Annotated in this window: 18 protein-coding genes; 16 read left to right on the plus strand and 2 right to left on the minus strand. The window is 58.5% G+C overall.

Annotated features, from left to right (window positions below):
• Positions 1–527: YqgE/AlgH family protein (locus VGL70_16640; GenBank protein ID HEY3305153.1), on the minus strand; the 527-nt coding region annotated here is incomplete at its 3' end.
• Positions 528–867: 340 nt separating this feature from the next.
• Between VGL70_16640 and VGL70_16645 the strand changes: the two genes are divergently transcribed.
• The 16 genes from VGL70_16645 (at position 868) to VGL70_16720 (ending at position 19,437) form a co-directional block, all read left to right on the plus strand.
• On the plus strand, positions 868–2,169 hold the full coding sequence (locus VGL70_16645; GenBank protein HEY3305154.1) for a peptidylprolyl isomerase: 1,302 nt from the start codon (positions 868–870) through the stop codon (positions 2,167–2,169).
• 57 nt (positions 2,170–2,226) lie between these two features.
• A complete protein-coding gene (gene pdxA, locus VGL70_16650) occupies positions 2,227–3,237 on the plus strand; it encodes a 4-hydroxythreonine-4-phosphate dehydrogenase PdxA (protein HEY3305155.1) in 1,011 nt (336 codons plus the stop codon).
• Positions 3,234–4,586, plus strand: a complete 1,353-nt coding sequence (locus VGL70_16655) for a phosphomannomutase/phosphoglucomutase (GenBank protein ID HEY3305156.1) — start codon at positions 3,234–3,236, stop codon at positions 4,584–4,586. The genes pdxA and VGL70_16655 overlap by 4 nt, the downstream gene beginning before the upstream one ends.
• A gap of 3 nt (positions 4,587–4,589) precedes the next feature.
• A complete protein-coding gene (gene uvrA, locus VGL70_16660) occupies positions 4,590–7,124 on the plus strand; it encodes an excinuclease ABC subunit UvrA (protein HEY3305157.1) in 2,535 nt (844 codons plus the stop codon).
• A 151-nt stretch (positions 7,125–7,275) separates the two neighbouring features.
• Entirely contained in the window at positions 7,276–8,502 is a 1,227-nt protein-coding gene (locus tag VGL70_16665) for an IscS subfamily cysteine desulfurase (GenBank protein ID HEY3305158.1), read from the plus strand.
• Between the two features lie 2 nt (positions 8,503–8,504).
• Positions 8,505–8,834: an iron-sulfur cluster assembly accessory protein gene (locus VGL70_16670; protein HEY3305159.1), complete on the plus strand. Its 330-nt coding sequence runs from the start codon at positions 8,505–8,507 to the stop codon at positions 8,832–8,834.
• 26 nt (positions 8,835–8,860) lie between these two features.
• Positions 8,861–10,312 carry a Fe-S cluster assembly protein SufB gene (gene sufB, locus VGL70_16675; protein HEY3305160.1) on the plus strand — a complete coding sequence of 484 codons (1,452 nt, stop codon included), beginning with the start codon at positions 8,861–8,863 and terminating at the stop codon, positions 10,310–10,312.
• A 6-nt stretch (positions 10,313–10,318) separates the two neighbouring features.
• Positions 10,319–11,536 carry a cysteine desulfurase NifS gene (gene nifS, locus VGL70_16680; GenBank protein ID HEY3305161.1) on the plus strand — a complete coding sequence of 406 codons (1,218 nt, stop codon included), beginning with the start codon at positions 10,319–10,321 and terminating at the stop codon, positions 11,534–11,536.
• A gap of 2 nt (positions 11,537–11,538) precedes the next feature.
• A complete protein-coding gene (locus tag VGL70_16685) occupies positions 11,539–11,985 on the plus strand; it encodes an Rrf2 family transcriptional regulator (protein ID HEY3305162.1) in 447 nt (148 codons plus the stop codon).
• A 60-nt stretch (positions 11,986–12,045) separates the two neighbouring features.
• Positions 12,046–12,501: a hypothetical protein gene (locus VGL70_16690; protein HEY3305163.1), complete on the plus strand. Its 456-nt coding sequence runs from the start codon at positions 12,046–12,048 to the stop codon at positions 12,499–12,501.
• Between the two features lie 228 nt (positions 12,502–12,729).
• Positions 12,730–13,638, plus strand: a complete 909-nt coding sequence (locus VGL70_16695) for a lysophospholipid acyltransferase family protein (protein ID HEY3305164.1) — start codon at positions 12,730–12,732, stop codon at positions 13,636–13,638.
• A gap of 65 nt (positions 13,639–13,703) precedes the next feature.
• A complete protein-coding gene (ispG, locus tag VGL70_16700) occupies positions 13,704–14,798 on the plus strand; it encodes a flavodoxin-dependent (E)-4-hydroxy-3-methylbut-2-enyl-diphosphate synthase (protein ID HEY3305165.1) in 1,095 nt (364 codons plus the stop codon).
• A 258-nt stretch (positions 14,799–15,056) separates the two neighbouring features.
• A complete protein-coding gene (locus tag VGL70_16705) occupies positions 15,057–16,802 on the plus strand; it encodes a proline--tRNA ligase (protein ID HEY3305166.1) in 1,746 nt (581 codons plus the stop codon).
• Positions 16,803–16,843: 41 nt separating this feature from the next.
• The gene (pyrF, locus tag VGL70_16710; GenBank protein HEY3305167.1) at positions 16,844–17,569 is read left to right on the plus strand and encodes an orotidine-5'-phosphate decarboxylase; all 726 of its coding nucleotides are present in this window, start codon (positions 16,844–16,846) and stop codon (positions 17,567–17,569) included.
• Between the two features lie 12 nt (positions 17,570–17,581).
• Positions 17,582–18,544, plus strand: a complete 963-nt coding sequence (locus tag VGL70_16715; GenBank protein ID HEY3305168.1) for a hypothetical protein — start codon at positions 17,582–17,584, stop codon at positions 18,542–18,544.
• 650 nt (positions 18,545–19,194) lie between these two features.
• Positions 19,195–19,437 carry a DUF433 domain-containing protein gene (locus VGL70_16720; protein HEY3305169.1) on the plus strand — a complete coding sequence of 81 codons (243 nt, stop codon included), beginning with the start codon at positions 19,195–19,197 and terminating at the stop codon, positions 19,435–19,437.
• Positions 19,438–19,851: 414 nt separating this feature from the next.
• Here VGL70_16720 and VGL70_16725 read toward each other — a convergent pair.
• The coding region (locus VGL70_16725; GenBank protein ID HEY3305170.1) for a bifunctional hydroxymethylpyrimidine kinase/phosphomethylpyrimidine kinase at positions 19,852–20,340 on the minus strand (489 nt) is incomplete at its 5' end.

Below are 20,340 nucleotides of genomic sequence, written 5' to 3' on the forward strand. Positions count from 1 at the left end.
ATCGTGAACCAGGCGCCGTTCTTGATCTCTTGTTCGAGCTGGCCGGGCGCCCAGCCGGCGTAGCCGAATATGAACAATTTTTGCCGCGGCCCTTTGCCGCGCTCGATCGCTTGCAGGATGTCGTCGTCGCCGCTTACTCCCAGGCCGTTGCCCACGAACATCGTAGCACTGGCGGCGTAATCGTTGCTGTGGAGGATGAAAAGCCTTTCCGACTCGACCGGACCGCCGAGGTGAATCCTGACGGTCTCGACGGCGCCCTCCCCTTTTTGGCCGAGCGCTTTGAGGAGATCCGAGAGCGGCCCTTCGGCGACCGGACGGTTGATGACCAAACCCATCGCGCCGGTCCGGTCGTGCCTGATCATGTATATGACGCTTTCGGCAAACCTGGGATCGGCCATTTCCCGAGTGGCGACGAGAAATTGGCCGATGAGATACTGCTCCTCTTCCGCGACGGCGGCGGGAGGATTTCTTCCAACTCCGACGAATCCGAGCAGAACGGCGAGCGCCAGGACGCATAATCGCTTCATGACCGCGATGTCTCCGAAGCCGAACGATACCAGGCATAGAAGATTACGTCTACCCGACGTCTACATTGACGGAACGCCGCCACGGTGGCAGAATGGCTCCGTTAACTGACGACCGGCTCCACCGGCAACTGGAAAGGAGACTTTTATGGCGGCCGTGCTTCCGCCCTTGGTGATGATTCTTCTCGTGGCGCTTATTGTTTACCTCGCCTGGCGCGAGGCCAACAAGGAAAAATAGGCGTGGGTCGGGTTTATTCCCAAAATTCCCGGCCGATCGTTTTGCGTTTTCAAAAATGCTGTGATAGCTAATTTACTTCCCATCGAAACAAGGTCTAACACCCCTATGAAGAGGCGAAAGATTTACCCCGGCCTCGCCGTTTTTGCCTGGATCATCCTCTCCTGCGCGGTTCCCGCGAGCGCCAATGTGATCGAACAGATCATCGTCGTGGTCGACGGCGAGCCGTACACTCTGACTAATTTCAAAGACTACGCCAAGACCCAGATGAGTCGCGAGTTTCCCGCCGGCGACCTCAAGCAATTGGGCAAGGAAGATCAGGAGGTGGTCGAGCAGTTTATCACCGACAAGCTCCTGGCCGCCGAGGTCAAGCAGTCGGGGATCAAGGTCAGCGACGAGGAAATCGATCACTACATAGGGCAAATCAAGGAGAAGAACGGAATCAACGACGAACAGCTTAGAGAGGCGCTCAAGCGGGAGAGGGTGACGTGGGAAAAGTATCGCGCCTCGATCCGCGCCGAGGTCGAAAAGTCCGAGATCATCGACGGCCAGGTAAGAAAGAAAGTCAATATCACCCCCGAAGACGTGGAACGCTACTATCAGTTGAACCAGAAAAAATACGTCTCCGATGAAAGAGCGCGCGTACGCCATATTCTGCTTGTTGTTCCTGAGGGAACCGATGGAGCGAAGGCAGCGATGGAGAAGGCGTCCGAAATCCGCCGCCGCGCGCTGGCCGGAGAGGATTTTGCCAAACTGGCCGAGAGCTATTCCGAGGGCGCGGGCGCGTCCGAAGGAGGAGATATCGGCTGGATTACACGGGGAAGCCTGCTGCAAGAAATCGACGAACTCGCCTTCGGCAAACTCGCCGTGGGCGAGGTGAGTCAGCCCGTGCGCACCAGCGCGGGAATTCATCTGGTCAAGGTGGAGACCCGCGAGGCGGGGAAACAAATCCCGTTTGCAACCGTCAGAGAAAAAGTCAGAGAGGAAGTCTTAGCCAAAGCCATAGAAGAGCGGTTTAATAAATGGCTCAAGTCCGATCTCAGAAAGAGGCACAAGGTTGACGTGAAGCTTCCCGGCGTCGTCTTCCGTCCGGAAGATACCAAAGAAGGAACGATGGACACTCTCGTGGCCTCGCGATCGAAGCGGAGCAGAAACGAAAGCTCGAGCTTTTGGGATTTTCTGAATCCGTTCAAATCGACGCCGGTAGAAGACGACGAAGAGCTGGGGCAGAATCCCAACGCCGGACAGGACGTGATAAGTTTGTTCGGCACGCCTCTTTTCCGTTCGGAATCGGCCGACCCTGCGGAAACGACCGACGAAATCCTCGCCCCCATTGAAGATCCCAAAGGCGCCGCAAAACCTAAAGAGTCGGGCGGTTTTTGGCGGAGTCTCAATCCTTTCGCGAAGTAATTTTTGAGTTCCGCTCGGGCACAAGCGTTCCAAGCTCGCGGACCCATCCGGAAAAAAATGGCGAAGCCCCTTATCGCTGTGACCATGGGCGATCCCGCCGGAGTCGGTCCCGAGATCGTTCTCAAGGCATTGGCTGATCCGGCCGTGAGACGGAAATGCCGGATCGTCGTTCTGGGGGATTGGCTTGTTCTTGAGCGGAATCTAAAAACGCAGGGGCCCAATCGCAAGCTCGTGTCGTGGCAGCCTGGCCGCCCCTGGCCCGAAGCCGACGGCGTCATTGTCCACTCGTTGTCCTCTCTTTCTCCCGCACAGTGTAAACCCGGTCGTCCTTCGCGGGCATGCGGCGATGCTGTTTATCGCTACATCAAAGAGGCGGCCAAGCTGGCGCTGTCGGGATCGGTCGACGCGATAGCCACCGCGCCGATCAACAAGAAAGTTCTCCAGATGGCGGGGCATCGGTATCCCGGCCATACGGAGCTGCTGGCCGAGCTCGCCGGCGTGCCCGAGTGCCGGATGATGCTGTTGGGAAGCAGCTTGAAAGTCGTCCCGGTAACCGGGCACGTGGCTTTAATGCGGGTCGCGCGCGAGTTGACGAGGAGAAAAATTCGCGTCACGCTGGAACTGGCGAGCCAGGCGCTCAGGAAATATTTCGGCCGCGCGCGTCCGCGGCTGGCGGTGGCGGCGCTGAATCCCCACGCCGGCGAGGAGGAGATCTTCGGCGACGAGGAGCGAAAAATTATTTTTCCCGCGGTGCGTGAGGCGAAGCGGCGCGGGATCCGGGCCTTTGGTCCGCTTCCGGCGGACAGTCTTTTTCATCGGGCCGCACGGGAAGACTACGACGCCGTGATCTGCATGTATCACGATCAGGCCCTCATCCCGCTGAAGCTCCTGCATTTTATCGGCGGTGTGGCCTTGACCTTGGGTCTCCCGTTTGTCAGAACTTCCGTGGATCACGGCACGGCCTACGATATCGCCGGCCAAAACAAGGCCGACGCAACCAGCATGAAAGAGGCGATCTTGCTGGCGGCGCGCCTGGGCCAACGCGTGAAGCGGCGGAGGAGATCATGAATCCAGCAATCTTTCGAGAGTACGACATACGCGGGCTGGCAGAAAAAGATTTCGACGCCGACTTCGCCTATCTTCTGGGCAAAGTTCACGGCACGGCGGTTTACAGCAAGGGCGGGCGCCGCGTCACCGTAGGGCGGGACTGTCGCGCCACGTCGGATCCATACGCCGAGGCGGTGATTCGGGGTCTCGTCTCCTCCGGTTTACACGTCTATGACGTCGGGGTCTGTCCTACGCCGCTGCTCTATTTTTCTCTTTTCCATCTCGACGTGGACGGCGGTATTATGGTGACCGCGAGCCACAATCCGTCCGAATACAATGGCTTCAAAGTCTGCCTCGGAAAAGAAACTATCTACGGCGCGCAGATCCAGGATTTGAGGGCGCGAATGGAGCGCGGGGATTTCAAGGAGAATCCCGGCGGAAAGCGGGAAGCCTACGCCATCATTCCTCCTTACACTGAACACCTGCTGCCCGACGTGCCGTCTCTCGCCCGTCCGCTCAAGGTCGTTATCGATGCGGGAAGCGGAGTGGCCGGGCCGGTTGCGCCGCCGATCTTTCGCCGCCTCGGCTGCGAGGTCTGGGAGATCGCCTGCACTATGGACGGATCGTTTCCCATTCATCACCCGGACCCGACGGTCCCCGAGAATTTAGAACTGCTGATCGACAAGGTAAAAAAGGAAAAGGCGGACCTGGGGATCGCTTACGACGGCGACGCCGACCGTATCGGCGCGGTGGATGAAAAGGGAAATATCCTCTGGGGCGACGAGCTTTTGATTCTCTTCGCCCGGGATATTCTCAAGCGCCACCCCGGCGCCACCATCATTTCAGAGGTCAAATGCTCGCAAAGGCTGTTCGACGAGATCGAGAAGAACGGCGGTAAGGCGATCATGTGGAAGGCGGGCCATTCGCTGCTCAAGGCGAAGATGAAGGAGACCAAGGCGGTGCTGGCCGGAGAGATGAGCGGGCATATGTTTTTCGCCGACCGGTACTTCGGCTACGACGACGCAATTTACGCCTCGCTCCGGCTGGTCGAGCTGGTGGCCCGCTTGGGCCGTCCCCTTTCAACGCTGCTCGCCGATTTGCCCAAGAGCGTGTCCACTCCGGAGATCCGCGTCGACTTTCCCGACGACAAAAAATTTGCCATCGCAGAGCGCGCCAAAGAATATTTTCGCAAACAATACCCGATCATCGACGTCGACGGCGTGCGCATCCAGTTTCCCGAAGGCTGGGGACTCATTCGCGCGTCCAACACGCAGCCCGCGTTGGTGCTCCGCTTCGAGGCAAAGAGCGCCGAGAAGCTGAAGGAGTACCGCGGGATCGTCGAGTCCAAGCTTGCAGAGCTGAGTAGCTGACGAATGCCCGGCAAGATCGTCATCCGAGGGGCGCGGCAGCACAATCTAAAAAACATCGACCTCGAAATTCCCCGTGATCGCTTGGTCGTCATCACCGGCGTTTCCGGCTCGGGAAAGTCTTCCTTAGCTTTCAACACTCTCTACGCCGAAGGGCAGCGGCGCTACGTGGAGTCGCTTTCGGCTTACGCCCGGCAGTTCTTACAGCAGATGGAGCGGCCTGACGTGGACGCGATCGAAGGGCTCTCGCCGGCGATCGCCATCGAACAACACGGCGCCGGCCGCAACCCGCGCTCCACGGTCGGAACCGTCACGGAGATTTACGATTATTTGAAGCTCCTCTTCGCGTGGGTAGGAAAACCACATTGCTATAAATGCGGTCGCGAGATTTCCGCGTACACGGTCCAGCAGATCGTCGATCGTCTCCTCGCGCTGCCGCCGCAAACACAGCTCAATATTCTGGCGCCGATCGCCGTCGATGGAAATGCCGATGCGCGTAAAAAGCTCGGCGCCCTGGCCAAGGCCGGATTTGCGCGCGTCAAGATCGACAGCAAAGTTAACGACCTGAGCGGAGAGATCGCAGTCACAGAAAACGCCGTCCACGTCATTGAGCTGATCGTCGACCGAATCGTTCTGAGAGACGGCATTGAAAAACGGCTGGCCGATTCCCTGGAGACCGCCTATCGCTACGGCAGCGATGTCCTCAAGATCGAGATCGCGGGCGGCACGGGCAATAATAAGGAAGAGCTGATCTTCAGCCAAAAAGCGGTCTGTGTTCGCTGCGGCGTTTCCTACCCCGAGCTGACGCCGCAACTTTTTTCCTTCAATAGCCCGGAAGGAGCCTGTCCCGATTGCGCCGGTCTGGGGCGGCGGATCGGCCGAGGCAAAAATTCCGCAGATCCCGCGGATTCGGATTATCTCGGCGCGGCGCTTTGTCCGACCTGCAACGGCATGCGCCTGAAGCAAGAAAGCCTTCATGTTCTGATCGCGGGTAAAAACATCGGCGATTTAACGGCGGCTCCGATCGGAGAAGCGCTTGAGTTTTTCACCCGCCTTGAGCTCGGCGAACGCGATCGGTCTATAGCCGATCGATTGGTGCGCGAGATCGTCGGCCGTCTACGTTTTTTGACTCGGGTCGGTTTGGACTACTTAAGTCTCGACCGAAGCTCGGCCACGCTTTCCGGCGGCGAAGCTCAAAGAGTCCGGCTGGCGACCGAAATTGGATCGCGGCTCGTGGGAGTACTCTACATTCTCGATGAACCGAGCGTCGGACTTCATCCGCGGGACAATGCGCGCCTGCTCGATCTTCTGCGGGAGCTTAAAGATCTCGGCAACACCGTGCTGGTGGTGGAGCATGACCGTGAGACTGTTCTGGCCGCGGATCACGTCGTCGATTTGGGGCCGGGGGCTGGAGTCAACGGCGGCGAAGTCGTGGCGCAGGGATCGCCGCAGCAAATCATCGAAACCGAAGGGTCGCTTACGGGCCAATATCTTTCCGGCCGTCTGAAGATTCAGGTTCCTACGCGCCGGCGCAAAGGCAACGGCAAAGCCTTGATCGTAAAAGGCGCGCGGCAGCACAACCTAAAAGGGATTACCGCCGAGTTCTCCCTCGGCGCTATGACCTGCGTGACCGGCGTTTCGGGTTCGGGAAAAAGCAGCCTCGTCCTCGACACGCTTTATAGCGCGCTTGACAAACATCTGACCGACGCGGAACCAACGGCCGGATTCTCCGGGGAGCTGATCGGTTGCGAGCACATCGACAAGGTCGTCAGCGTCGATCAGAGCCCGATCGGGCGCACGCCGCGCTCGAATCCGGCAACCTATACGGGTCTGTTTCCTCATATCCGCGATCTCTTCGCTCAACTTCCCGAAGCGAGAGTGCGGGGTTTCGGACCCGGCAGATTCTCTTTCAATGCTAAAGGAGGGCGGTGCGAAGCGTGCGGCGGGGACGGCATGATCAGGATCGAGATGCACTTTCTTCCGGACGCATTCGTTACCTGCGAGGTCTGCCGCGGCCGCCGATTCAACCGCGAGACTCTGGAGGTGTTATACAAGGGCAGAAGCATCGCCGACGTCCTGGATCTGACCGTCAATCAGGCGCTGGAGTTCCTCGGTAATTTCCCCGCGATTCGCCGCAAATTGGAAACGCTTCGCGACGTCGGCATGGGTTACGTTCGTCTGGGTCAGGCAGCCACGACTCTATCCGGCGGCGAGGCGCAGCGAATCAAGCTGGCACGGGAGTTGAGCAAGAGGTCCACCGGCAAAACGCTCTATATACTAGACGAGCCCACGACGGGCCTTCACTTCGACGACATCAGGAAGTTGCTCGAAGTGCTCAGTCGTCTAACGGATGCCGGCAACACGGTTGTGGTCATCGAACATAACCTCGAGGTGATCAAAGCGGCCGACTTTGTGTTGGATTTGGGTCCGGAGGGCGGCAAAGACGGCGGCGAGATCGTGGCCTTCGGCACGCCCGAGGAAATCGCCCTAGTGGAAAAGTCGCATACCGGGCGATATTTGAACGACATTTTGACTCATTGAGCGGGCTTTTTGCCGTCCAAAACCGCTCTTTAAAATTCGAAAAGAATCATTAACTTAGTACCGGTTGACAGCAAAAATAGCTTGCTATATGGTTAAAGCAGACCTAAAAGGTCTGAAATGCCTTAGCGATGGCTTGTGGGTGTAAATAATAATGCAGGTCCCTATTTATTTGGATAACCACTCGACAACGCGGGTCGACGGCCGCGTTTTGGAGGCCATGCTGCCGTATTTTACGGAAAAGTTCGGCAACGCCGCCAGCCGCAATCATTGTTTCGGATGGGAAGCCGAGGCGGCGGTCGATGAAGCCCGCGGGGAGATAGCGCGGCTGATCGGCGCCTCTTCGCCTAAAGAAATCGTATTCACGAGCGGGGCGACGGAGTCGAACAATCTGGCGATCAAGGGTGTCGCGGAAGCTAACAAAGAGAAGGGAAACCATATCGTCACTTGCGCGACGGAGCACCGGGCGGTGCTGGACAGTTGCAAGTCTCTGGAGCGGCGCGGTTACAGCGTGACGTACCTGCCGGTGGAGCGCGATGGCTCGTTGGCTCTCGAAAGGCTTTCGGCCGCCATTACGGATAAGACGATCCTTGTCTCTATGATGGCGGCCAACAACGAGATCGGCACGATTCATCCGCTGAAGAAGATCGGGGAGGTAGTCAAAGAAAGGGGTGCTATTTTTCATTCGGACGGCGCGCAAGCCGTGGGGAAAATTCCTCTGAACGTGGAAGAAATGGGCATCGATCTGCTCTCGATTTCGGCCCATAAGATGTACGGCCCGAAAGGAGTCGGCGCTTTGTACGTCCGGTCCAGGCGCCCCAAGGTTCCTCTCAGCGCGATCATTGACGGCGGCGGCCACGAGCAGGGACTGCGGTCGGGCACGCTGAACGTTCCCGGCGTCGTCGGATTCGGCAAGGCGTGCGAGATCGCGCGACAGGAGTTGTCACAGGAGGCGGTGCGTCTGATCGAATTAAGGGAACGGCTCAAGGACGGAATCTTGAGCCGCTTGGATGAAGTGTACGTCAACGGCGATCCGGGCCGGCGCTTGCCGGGAAACATGAATCTGAGCTTCGCCTACGTGGAAGGCGAGTCGCTGATGATGGCGCTGAAGGACATCGCTCTTTCTTCCGGCTCGGCGTGTACCTCTGCCAGTCTCGAGCCGTCGCACGTGCTGCGCGCGCTCCGGCTGCGCGACGATCTGGTGCATTCTTCGATCCGCTTCGGCATTGGACGGTTCAATACTCAAGAAGAAATCGATTATACGATCGACCGCGTCACAAAGGAGGTAACAAGGTTGCGCAAGCTTTCGCCGCACTACGAAGCGGCAAAGCGAAAGGAGCTCAAGACGGATCTCAGAGCCCAGGCGAGGGAGGTATCATAATTGTGGTTGCAGGAGTCAGCATAACGGAGCGCGCCGCGGAGAAAATCAAGCAGCTCCAGGCGGCGGAGAACAAAGATAGCCAGGGACTGCGCCTCAAGGTCGTCGGCGGGGGCTGCTCGGGCCTTCAATACAAGATGGACCTGGACCTGCAGAAACCCGGCGACCGAGTCTTCGAAAAGGACGGGGCGAAGGTGCTGGTGGATATGAAAAGCCTTCTCTATCTCAACGGCACAGAGCTCGATTACAAGGAAGAGCTGATGCAATCCGGATTTGTATTTCAGAATCCGAATGTGAAGCGGTCTTGCGGCTGCGGCACCTCGTTTACGGTTTAAGTTTAGCGCGGAAGAAGGACAACACAATGAGCAGAGCAGCGAGTTCAGTAGAGATGCTTGCCGACCGGGACTACAAGTACGGTTTTGTCACCGACGTCGAGGCGGACAACGTTCCGCCTGGGCTGAACGAGGAGATCATCCGGACGATCTCGGCCAAGAAGAACGAGCCCGAGTGGATGCTGGAGTGGCGTCTCAAGGCCTTCAACTATTGGGCCAAGCTCGAACGCTCGGAGGCCGAGCCCAAGTGGGCAAATATCCACTATCCGCCGATCGACTATCAGAAAATTGTTTATTACTCGGCGCCCAAGGCAGGGCCCAAGAGTCTCGATGAAGTCGATCCGGAGATCCTGGCGACTTACGAGAAGCTCGGCATTCCTCTGCGCGAAAGAGAAAGACTGGCCGGAGTGGCCGTGGACGCCGTGTTTGACAGCGTCTCGGTGGCGACGACGTTCAAAGAAAAATTGGGTGAGCTGGGGATCATCTTTTGCTCTTTTTCCGAGGCGGTCCACCAGCATCCGGAGCTGGTCAAAAAGTATCTCGGCTCGGTCGTCCCTTATACCGACAACTTTTTCGCGGCGTTGAATTCCGCAGTCTTTAGCGACGGATCCTTCTGCTACATTCCCAAAGGCGTGCGCTGCCCGATGGAGCTGTCCACCTATTTCCGCATCAACGCCGCCGAGACCGGACAATTCGAGCGGACTTTGATCGTCGCCGACGAAGGCGCGTACGTGAGTTACCTCGAAGGCTGCACGGCGCCGATGCGCGACACCAACCAGCTCCACGCCGCGGTCGTCGAGCTCATCGCGCACGACAACTCCCAGATCAAATACTCGACGGTGCAGAACTGGTACCCCGGCGACAAAGAAGGCAAAGGCGGCATTTACAACTTCGTCACCAAGCGCGGCAAGTGTCTCGGGAGGAATTCCAAGATCTCCTGGACGCAGGTGGAGACCGGGTCGGCGATCACCTGGAAGTACCCGAGCTGCATCCTGCAAGGCGACAACTCGGTAGGGGAATTTTATTCGGTTGCGCTGACGAACAACTACCAGCAGGCGGATACCGGCACCAAGATGATCCACATCGGTAAGAACACCAAGAGCACGATCATCTCCAAGGGCATCTCGGCCGGCCACGGCCAGAACACGTACCGAGGCCTGGTTAAAATCATGAAGGGCGCGACCGGCTCGCGCAACTATTCGCAGTGCGACTCGCTCCTTTTGGGCGATAAATGCGGCGCGCACACCTTCCCCTACCAGGAGGTGATGAACGCGACGTCAAAGGTCGAGCACGAGGCGTCAACTTCGAAGATCAGCGAAGACCAGCTCTTCTACGCGAGGCAGCGCGGCATTTCGAGCGAAGACGCGGTGACGATGATTGTGAGCGGATTCTGCAAGCAGGTCTTCCGCGAGCTGCCGATGGAGTTCGCCGTCGAGGCGCAAAAGCTTCTCGGCGTGAATTTGGAAGGCAGCGTAGGGTAACGAAACATGGACTCGGTGATTTATTTCGATAACAACGCGACCACGCGGCTGGCGCCGGAAGCGCTGGAGGCGATGAAGCCTTATCTCACCGAGCTTTACGGCAACCCCTCCAGCATCCACGGCTTTGGCAGCCAGGTGGCGCGGAAAATTCAGCAGGCGAGAGAACAGGTCGCGGGGCTGCTTGGCGCAGCCGACCCGGTCGAGATCATTTTCACCAGTTGCGGGACGGAGGGCGATAACGCCGCAGTTCGCGGGATTTTGGACTCACAGCCGGACAAACGCCACATCGTAACCACTCAAGTGGAGCACCCAGCGGTTTTGAGCTTGTGCCAACACCTGGAGAAGAAAGGCTACCGTCTGACCTGGCTCCGTGTCGATGGCAACGGCATGCTGGATTTGGACGAGCTAAAGGATTCTCTAGCCGACGATACCGCCCTGGTCTCGATCATGTACGCCAATAATGAAACCGGCGTGATCTTTCCGATCGAAGCCATCGGCAAGATCGTCAAGGCCAGAGGAATTCCGTTTCACGTCGATGCCGTCCAGGCGGCGGGGAAAGTGCCGCTGAATCTCAAGCAGACTCCGGTCGATCTGCTGACGATATCGGCCCATAAGTTCCACGGGCCGAAGGGCGTCGGCGCGCTTTATGCTCGGAGAGGCATCACGTTTCGGCCTTTTCTGATCGGCGGTCATCAGGAGCGCGGCCGCAGGGGCGGGACTGAAAACGTCGCAGGCATCGTGGGAATGGGTAAGGCGGCGGAGCTGGCCGTTAAAAACTTGCTAGAAGACGAGCGGCGGGTGCGGGCGCTGCGCGATCAACTGGAGAAATCTCTGCTCGAATCCTGTCCCGACAGCCATGTAAACGGCGATCGGAGGGACCGCTTGCCGAATACGCTCAACATGAGTTTCAAATTTTTGGAAGGGGAGGCGATTTTGGTCCTGTTGGACCAGGACGGAATCTGCGCTTCTACCGGTTCGGCCTGTACGGCCGGCTCGGCGGAGCCGTCGCATGTGCTTAGAGCGATGGGTGTGCCTCCGGACTGGCTTCAGGGCGCCGTGAGGTTTAGTTTAAGTCGCTACACAACCGAGAATGAAGTCCAATCTGTCAACCAAAAGGTGCCTTCGATCGTCCAACGCTTGAGCGGTCTTTCTGCTTTGGGCAAGCTGGCGAATCAGGAGCCTAAGCGTGGGGATTACAGTGACCGGGTCGGGGCCAGGAGGTAAGTATGGCGGTCATGCAGGTCTCCAGGAGAGTGGACTACGGGCTCCGCGCAGCTATCTACCTTGCCGGTCAGCACCCGGAGAAAAGCTGCTCGGTGGCTGAGATCGCCGGCCAACAGGGAATCCCGCGCAAGTTTCTGGAAAAAATCATCCAAAGCCTGATTCGCGGCGGGCTGGTGAAATCGAAACGGGGGCACGACGGCGGGTATACTTTGGCCCGCCCGCCGGCCGAAATTTCGTTTCAGGACCTTATCGAGGCGCTGGAGGGTCCCATCGCCGTCAATGTTTGTCTGGATCAGCACATGAACTGCAGCCATCTTCCGCGCTGTGCCATGGTCGGGGTATGGCACGAGATACAGCGGCGCGTGATGGATGTGTTCGTACACACGACGCTGGCCGACCTGCGGAAGCAGCCGGGAACAGGATTCTCTTCTCTGTCGAGTGCGGCATGAATAAAACGTTCACAAGAACGTCCAACCACCCCAGGCCGCACTCCATAGGGAGGTAACATTATGCCATACGAAACAGGTTTCACTGAAGATAGAGTGGCGTCGCTGTTCCAGCCGGACACGCTCATGCCGGCGCAATATCTGGAGACATACCGCAGGAAAACGCACCTGGAGCCGGAGAAGCGGCTGATGCTTGCGGTGTTGGAAGACGCGATTGCATGCTTCCAAAAGTACCTGCTCGTCCGGGACGCGAAAGGCAGAGAAATGTTCCGCGGCGCCGAGGAATGGATCTTGGAGGAGGATAGCGAGTGGCTTTTTTCCTTCGAGAACGTCTGCGAGGCGTTGGGATACAACCCTGCTTATCTCCGTAGCGGGCTCAAGCGCTGGAAAGAAGCGACGCTTCAGGCCCAGCCTAAGGCCAAGGTGTACCATCTGGCGTCGAGGAAGCCGCGCCGAAGCGCGGGCATATCGGAGACGCCTAAGTCCGGCCAGAGAATGCTAAAGGCGGTCAATCGTTAATTCCCGCGGAGAGTCTGGCGCCAAGCGACTGGGGCGGTGGGACGAAAGTGCCACCGCCCTTTTTTATGCCGTCTCGCTTGCCGGGCCGGCGCCAAAGAGTGTATAAAAATTTCTTTTAACCTTATGCCACCACAAAAGAAAAGGAGGAAGATCTTTCGCCCGAGAAGGCTCGTCCGATCCACGCTGGCGGCTCTCGTTTGGCTGCGTTACCGCGCAGCGGAATATAGCTTGAGAAGCTTTGTGCGCGTGCTGCCGTGGCTTCCGGCCCGCTTCCTTTCCGCTCTCTCGTCCGCGATCGCGCGCGGGAGCTTTTTGATCTTGTGGAAATATCGGCGGCGGATGGAAGAGAATCTCGGCGCGGCCATGGCGAAAGAGTTTTCTTCGGCCGGCCAAAGAAAGGCGCTGATTCGCAAAGCCTGGAGAAACTTCGCCCAGTCGGCTCTGGAAACCAGTTACCTGATGAAGGGGCCGAAGGAGAAGGTCCTGGCCTCGGTGGCGATCGAGGGAGAGGAGCATCTCAAGCGGGCGCTGGTCAAAGGCAAGGGCGTCATCGCCCTCAGCGCTCACTTGGGCAATTTCACCATGATCGGCATCCGGTTGGGAGCTGCGGGTTACCCGATGACGGCTTTGATCAAACAACCGCGCGACCCGCGATTTGCCCGTCTTATGGACGGCTATCGGACGGGGGCGGGCCTCGTTACAATCTCAGCCAAACCGCGGCGCGAGGCGGTGCGGAAAGTTCTCAGGGCGTTAAGGGTCGGAAGCGTGGTGTTGATCATCGCCGACGAATTTAAATCCGCCGGCGTGCCGGTGGAGTTTTTCGGTGTTCGTTCGCCGGCGCCGCGCGGACCGGCGACGCTCGCGCTCCGCACCCGCGCCGCGACCGTGCCGATGTTCGCAACCCGGGATGCCGACGATCGGATGACGCTTCATATCGAGCCGGAGATCGAGTTGATTAAAACCGGCAATCGCGAACAGGATGTCGCCGCCAATACCGAGCTGTTCACCCGCCACCTAGAGGGCATGATAAGGCGCTACCCCGATCAGTGGAACTGGCTCGGCTTCCGGCGCGAAGGAATAAGGCCGAGAGGCCGAAAGGTTAAAGGGTTTCAGGATTCGGGAGTTGAAGAACTTTAAACTCTGGAACTGACCCTTAAACCTACTTTGCCTTTATTCGGGCGCTCCATTATAGTGAACACGTGATTCAAAGACGAAAAACAAGGCAAATTCAGCTCGGCAAGGTCAAAGTGGGCGGGGACGCTCCGATTACCGTCCAGTCGATGACCAAGACCGACACGCGCGACGTGCGCGGGACGGTCGATCAGATATGGTCGTTGGAGGCTGCCGGCTGCGATATTGTAAGGGTGGCCGTTCCCGTGCGCGAGGCCGCGGAAAAGCTCGGCGAGATCAAAAAAAAGATTCGCATCCCGCTCGTCGCCGATATCCATTTCAACTACAAGCTCGCGCTCATCGCCCTGCAACAAGGAGTGGACGGTCTGCGCCTCAATCCCGGCAACATCGGCGAGCGCTGGTGCGTGGACGAAGTCATCAAAGCCGCCTCGGAACGTAAAATCCCGATACGCATCGGCGTCAACGCCGGGTCGCTGGAAAAAGACCTGTTGAAGAAATACGACGGACCCACGGCCGACGGGATGGTCGAAAGCGCTCTGCGCCATATCGGCATCCTCGAAGATCTCGGCTATACGGAAATCAAGGTTTCGCTGAAGGCCTCCGATCCGCTCATGATGATCGAGGCTTACCGCATGCTCGCCGCTAAGGTGGACTATCCGCTTCACCTCGGAGTCACTGAAGCGGGCACGCCGTCGATGGGCGCGATCAAGTCTTCCGTCGGCATCGGAACATTACTTGCGGAGGGCATCGGCGACACCATCCGCGTTTCCCTCTCCGCCGATCCGGTGGAGGAAGTGCGGGTCGGGATGGAGATTCTCAAATCGCTCGGTCTCAGGAAAGAAGGCATGACCTTCGTCGCCTGTCCCTCGTGCGGCCGCGCGGATATCGACCTCGTGACGCTGGCGAAAGAAGTGGAGCAGCGTATGCTGCCCTACGTCAACAAAGACATTCACGTCGCGGTCATGGGCTGCGAGGTGAACGGTCCGGGAGAAGCGCGCGCCGCCGACATCGGCGTCGCCGGCGGCAAGGGAATCGGCCTCATCTTCAAAAAAGGCGAGGTGATCCGCAAGGTCCCCGAAGCGCAGATCGTAAGCGCCCTGATGGAAGAAGTGGAAAAGCTCGCGGCAGAGAAGGAAGCGGAGAAGGCGGCTTCTCCCGAAGACTAACTTCTTATGGCGTCCTAGGGGCAACCCCTTCCGGTCGACGGCGATAGGATCAGTGCCTTGAGGCAGTCTTCAAACGACGGAGCTAGGTGCTAAGACACGCAAGTCTGCGGGGCGGGGGGGCCAGCTGTGGCGCGTCATGGAACCTGCACGGTCAGGCGCCGTCGCCCTTCAAGGCTTGCCCCTTCGGACGCCAACATGTCGTTAAATTTTTTGCCATGAATAAGGTCTGATCTCTACTTCCGTCCCAAAGATAAAACCGTGCGCTGGAGCACAACCTTAATTCCGACCCTCAAAGAGGATCCTGCCGACGCCGAGGTCGTCAGCCACAAGCTGTTGGTTCGGGCCGGGATGATCCGCCAGTTGAGCCGCGGTATCTACGACTACCTGCCGCTCGCTCTTAAAGTCATCCGCAAGATCGAAGCGATCGTGCGCGATGAGATGAACCGTGCGGGAGCCCAGGAGCTTCTGCTGCCGATCGCGTCGCCCGCCGAGTTATGGCAGGAGAGCGGCCGCTGGGACGTCTACGGCAAGGAACTGGTCCGGTTCAAGGATCGCCATGAGCGGGATTTCTGCCTCGGGCCGACGCACGAGGAAGTGATCACGGATCTCGTCCGGCGCGTGGTGCGCTCCTACCGCGAGCTGCCTTTCAATCTGTACCAGATTCAAACCAAGTTTCGCGACGAGGTGCGTCCTCGGTTCGGCCTCATGCGCGGGCGCGAATTTATCATGAAGGACGCCTACAGCTTCCATCCGACGGTCGAAGATTGCCGGCGCGAGTATCGAAATATGTTCGACACCTACCGGCGCATCTTCACCCGCCTGGGCCTAAAGTTCCGCCCCGTGGAGGCGGACACGGGGGCGATCGGCGGGAGTCTATCCCATGAGTTCCAGGTTCTGGCGGAGTCGGGAGAAGACGCCATCGTGAGCTGCGACAAATGCGACTACGCCGCTAATATCCAAAAGGCCGAGGTCAAAGGCCGGGCGCATTCAGGACGCGATCTCAAGGACTCCCCTCCGCCTCTCAAGAAGGTGGCCACGCCGGAGAAAAAAACCGTCGCCGAGGTTTCCGAGTTTCTTTCGCTTACCGCCGAGCGGTTTATCAAGACGATGGTATATAAGATAGACGGCGGGGAGCTGGTGGCGGTTTTGGTACGCGGCGACCACGAGATCAACGAGCTGAAACTCAAAGCAGCCCTCCGTTGTGAGAATGTGCAGTTGGCGAGCGAGAGCGAGGTGCAAAAAGCCACCCGAGTCCCGCCCGGATTTTTGGGCCCCATCGGTCTCAAGCTCCGGACCATAGCCGATCACGCGATTCAAGGCATGCGCGGCGCGGTCACCGGCGCCAACGAAGCCGACGCTCACTTCATCGACGTGGACCAGGAGCGGGACTTCACGCCGTCGGCCTTCACCGACCTGCGCGTGGCGGTGGCCGGCGATCCTTGCCCGCGCTGCGAGAATGGCCGTCTCGAATCGTATCGCGGCATAGAGGTCGGCCAGGTCTTTTATCTCGGCAAAAAGTACAGCGAGAAGCTGGGCGCGACCTATCTCGATCCCGAGGGGCGCGAGCAGCCGATCGAGATGGGCTGCTACGGCATCGGCATCTCGCGGCTCCTCGCGGCGGCGATCGAGCAAAATCACGACGACAATGGAATCATATGGCCCTTCGCCATAGCGCCGTTTACGGCGATGCTCCTCCCCATCAACTACAAAGAGGAGAGACTGCAAAAAGCCGCCGACCGGCTCTATCAAGAGCTTCGACAACGCGGCGTCGACGTGCTGTTGGACGATCGTGACGAGCGGCCGGGCGTCAAGTTCAAAGACGCCGATCTCATCGGGATTCCGTTGCGGGTCACTTTGGGCGCGAAAGGTCTCGACAAAGGATGCGTCGAGGTGCGCCGGCGGCGCGATGGCAGTGTTCAAGAGATTCAGATAGAACAAGCGGCAGACAAGATACAAGAGGCGATTCAGGCGGAGATAGACGAAAAACCGTCGCAGAAAAACTGAAGATGGCGTCGAATCTGCAACTCGTCCGCTCCCCCACTCCCATGCGCGAGCGGCTGATCCTCGCCCTCGACGTGGAGGACCTGGATCGAGTAAAGGCGACGCTCAAGCTCCTGGCCGGCGAGGTCGGCATGTTCAAGGTCGGGAAGCAGCTTTTCACGCACGCCGGACCTCAAGCTGTCAAGTTGATCCAGGAGATGGACGGCGAAGTTTTCCTCGACCTAAAATTCCACGATATACCGACGACCGTCGCTAAAGCCGCCATCGAGGCGACACGTCTCGGAGTCAAGATGTTCAACGTCCACGCCTCCGGCAGTCTCGCGATGATGCGCCAGACCGCCAAAGAGGTTAACCGCGTCTGCCGCCAGGAGTCGCTCAGAAAACCGATCATGCTCGCCGTGACCGTGCTTACGAGCCTCAACGATAGCGATTTGAAAAAGGTCGGCGTGACGGGAGAGGTTGCGGACCAGGTCGTGCGCCTGGCGCTGCTCAGCCAGAAGGCGGGGATGGACGGGGTGGTCGCCGCGCCCAACGAGGTCAGTGAAATCCGCGCGGCCTGCGGGCGGCGCTTCGTGATCGTGACGCCCGGGATCCGGCTGCAAAAAAGCAAGCGCGACGACCAGAAGCGGGTGATGACTCCGGCCGACGCCGTGCGCGCCGGCGTGGACTACATCGTCGTCGGCCGGCCGATCATGGAAGCCGCCGACCCCGTCAACGTGGCCCGGGAGATCATCGCCGAGATGGAGCAAAGCGCGAAAAAATTTTTCTGACGAGGATGAACCATGGCAACACTGTCGCTCAATTTAGGCTTCAATCCCGCGCCGAACGCGAAGGGCTTCTTCGACGGCTCCGTGCGGTTGAAAGATATAGACCTCAAGCTCGAGTCTGAGTTCGGCGAAGGCTTCGACAACGTCGGCGCCAGGCATCGGAAGATCATCGCTGGCGGTCTCGACGGCGGCGAGCTCTCTATCTCTTCTTATATTTTAGCCCGAAAGCGCGGGGTGAGACTGCGTGCGCTGCCGGTTTTCCTTTCGCGGAAATTCCGCCATCGCTGCATGTACGTGCCCGCGGGATCGAAGCTGCGCGACCCTTCCGAGCTGGCGGGCAAGAAGATCACGATCCATCGCTACAACGCGACGACGCCGGTCTGGCTCAAGGGCATTCTGCAAAACGAATACGGCGTCAAACCCGGGACGGTGGAATGGTGCGTCGCCGAGCCGGACATCGCGGAGGAGTCGCTCAGGCCGCCGCCGCCCGAGATTCGCGTGCGGCTCATCCCCGAGCCGCGCACGCGCGAGCACGCCATCGAGCTGTTGGAGCGCGGCGAAGTCGACGCGGCGCTCGAACCCTACGACGTGCTCGCGACCAATCCCAAGCTCAGGCGGATTTTCCCCGACCACCGCCGCGTCGAGGAAGATTTCTTCCGCCGCACCGGCTGCTTCCCGATCAACCACCTCTTCGTCTTGAAGGAAGACATTGCCGAGGCGCGTCCGTCGATCGTCGTGGATCTGCTCAACGCGTTTCGCGAGGCCGAGGCGATGGCGGACAGGTATCGTAACGACAAGCAAAAGGAAGAGGCGGTGTGGGAAAGAAAAGTGATGGGCGGGGACTTCCAGTACAGTCTCAACCGCGGCCCGGCAAGAAAATCGCTCGAGACGCTCTTCACTTACCAAATCCAGCAGGGCATTGCGGACGAGAAGCCGGATTTGGAGAACCTGTTTTTTCCGCAGGTGCTGAAGCTCTGATCACTTGACACACGGTAGTGTTAACGTTGCGGAGACCACTAGTTGTACTTGCATTCTTAGACAACAATGAGAAACGGCAAACCGACCACGAACCGAGAAAGACCTAGCCAATTCTTTGCGTGGCCATTGGAGGCATCTAAAGAGTGGAGAAATACTCACAGCGTTCAAAATATGGAGACCGAAACAAAAGGTGTAATCGACTGGTTGATGTTAGTCGAGGAAATTTGGGGAGATCACCGTACCCGCCGGCACTTTTAGGACCGCAAAGATCGAAGCGTATGACAACAAGAGCGGTCGCTTAGAGGCAGAGTATTGGTACTCACCGACAACGAAGTGGTTTGTCAAAATCATAGACTACGAGGCGGGCGACGGCTTCGTTCGGGAACAAGAATTGCGAAGCTTTAAGGTTGATCGATGAATATTATGATGATGGCCTCACCTTCAGATTTTCCACCAGCGATAAAAGTGATGCACCGGACTGTGGCCGGGCGCCGATGGCGAACGATGGCGAAGCTTTGACGGATACAGCGGGTTCTGCTGTGTATCCCGTCCGGGCCTTTCCAGCTTCCCCTGGTTAAGCGCTGGTTGCTAGAGGAATCCTATTGCATTACTGTGTAAGCGCATTCAACAATTCAGGATGGGTTTGAACGGTGAAATCCCTAAAACTCGGAGAATACATTGTCAGGGACCCTGAGATCTGCCACGGCAAGCCGACCTTTAAGGGAACGCGGATTATGGTGGAGCAAGTCCTGGAGATGGTCGCCGAAGGCATCACGTGGGAGCAGATCATTGCGGAGCATGACGGCGCAATCAGCCGGGAAGCGATCGCAGAGGCCCTGCGGCTGGCAGGCCGATCTTTCTCCGAGAAAAACACAGTCCGGCGCACTGGTTGAACATCCTTGATGAAAACATAATCTCGAGCCAACGTTCCCTGCTACGCGCGTGGCGAATTCACTTTAGTCACTTAGGAACGGATATTGGACGTCGGGGAATGAAGGACCGGCCCGATGTTATTCCGTTGCTGCACGGTCTCCGGCGCGCAACATTCTTCACCCATGACCTGGGATTCTTCGATCCCTCACTGCGTCATAAAAACTATTCCCTGGTTTGCTTGGACGTAAGCGGCGACGAGTCTGCCATATACATCCGACGATTCCTCCGGCACCCGGCATTTCGCGCACAAGGGCAGCGCCTCGGAAGAGTCATTCTCCTCCGCGCACGAGGTTTAAGATATTGGCAAATTCACAGACGCAAGGAGAAGGTGGTTAACTGGCCAAAAGGTTAAGAGCCCCGGCGATCATTGTAATTTAACGCTTTCTCCAGAAGCGATAGAAATGATGCACCGGGCTGTGGCCGGCGCCGATGGCGAAGCTTTTGCGGATCGCGCGGGTCATGAAAGTCTTCGCGTGGCCCACGGCATGCTCCAGCCTCTCGCCCTTGGCTAGATTCGCCGCGATGGCCGCGGAAAACGTGCAGCCGGTGCCGTGAGTGTTTGTCGTCGGAATTCGTGCGGCGGTGAAGCTCAAGAATTTTTTTCCGTCGTAAAACAAATCGGTCGCCGGACCTTTTCGGTGCCCGCCCTTGATCACCACGCTCTTCGCTCCCATGCCGACGATCCGCCGCGCGGCCTCCTTGACGTCAATCTGTCTCGTTCCCTGTATGCCGGTGAGCTGTTCGGCTTCCGGAAGGTTCGGCGTTACAACAGCGGCCAGGGGGATGAGCAGCGACTTCAGTGCCTCGATCGCCTCTGAACGCAAGAGCAGATCGCCCGATTTCGCCACCATCACCGGATCGAC

The organism is Candidatus Binatia bacterium, from assembly GCA_036504975.1.
In the GTDB taxonomy this organism is placed as follows: Bacteria; Desulfobacterota; Binatia; order UBA9968; family UBA9968; genus JAJPJQ01.

Coding starts and splice junctions, on each gene's coding strand:
- VGL70_16645 (HEY3305154.1), top strand. CDS start 868: ATGAAGAGGCGAAAGATTTACCCCGGCCTCGCCGTTTTTGCCTGGATC.
- pdxA (HEY3305155.1), top strand. CDS start 2,227: ATGGCGAAGCCCCTTATCGCTGTGACCATGGGCGATCCCGCCGGAGTC.
- VGL70_16655 (HEY3305156.1), top strand. CDS start 3,234: ATGAATCCAGCAATCTTTCGAGAGTACGACATACGCGGGCTGGCAGAA.
- uvrA (HEY3305157.1), top strand. CDS start 4,590: ATGCCCGGCAAGATCGTCATCCGAGGGGCGCGGCAGCACAATCTAAAA.
- VGL70_16665 (HEY3305158.1), top strand. CDS start 7,276: ATGCAGGTCCCTATTTATTTGGATAACCACTCGACAACGCGGGTCGAC.
- sufB (HEY3305160.1), top strand. CDS start 8,861: ATGAGCAGAGCAGCGAGTTCAGTAGAGATGCTTGCCGACCGGGACTAC.
- nifS (HEY3305161.1), top strand. CDS start 10,319: ATGGACTCGGTGATTTATTTCGATAACAACGCGACCACGCGGCTGGCG.
- VGL70_16685 (HEY3305162.1), top strand. CDS start 11,539: ATGGCGGTCATGCAGGTCTCCAGGAGAGTGGACTACGGGCTCCGCGCA.
- VGL70_16690 (HEY3305163.1), top strand. CDS start 12,046: ATGCCATACGAAACAGGTTTCACTGAAGATAGAGTGGCGTCGCTGTTC.
- pyrF (HEY3305167.1), top strand. CDS start 16,844: ATGCGCGAGCGGCTGATCCTCGCCCTCGACGTGGAGGACCTGGATCGA.
- VGL70_16715 (HEY3305168.1), top strand. CDS start 17,582: ATGGCAACACTGTCGCTCAATTTAGGCTTCAATCCCGCGCCGAACGCG.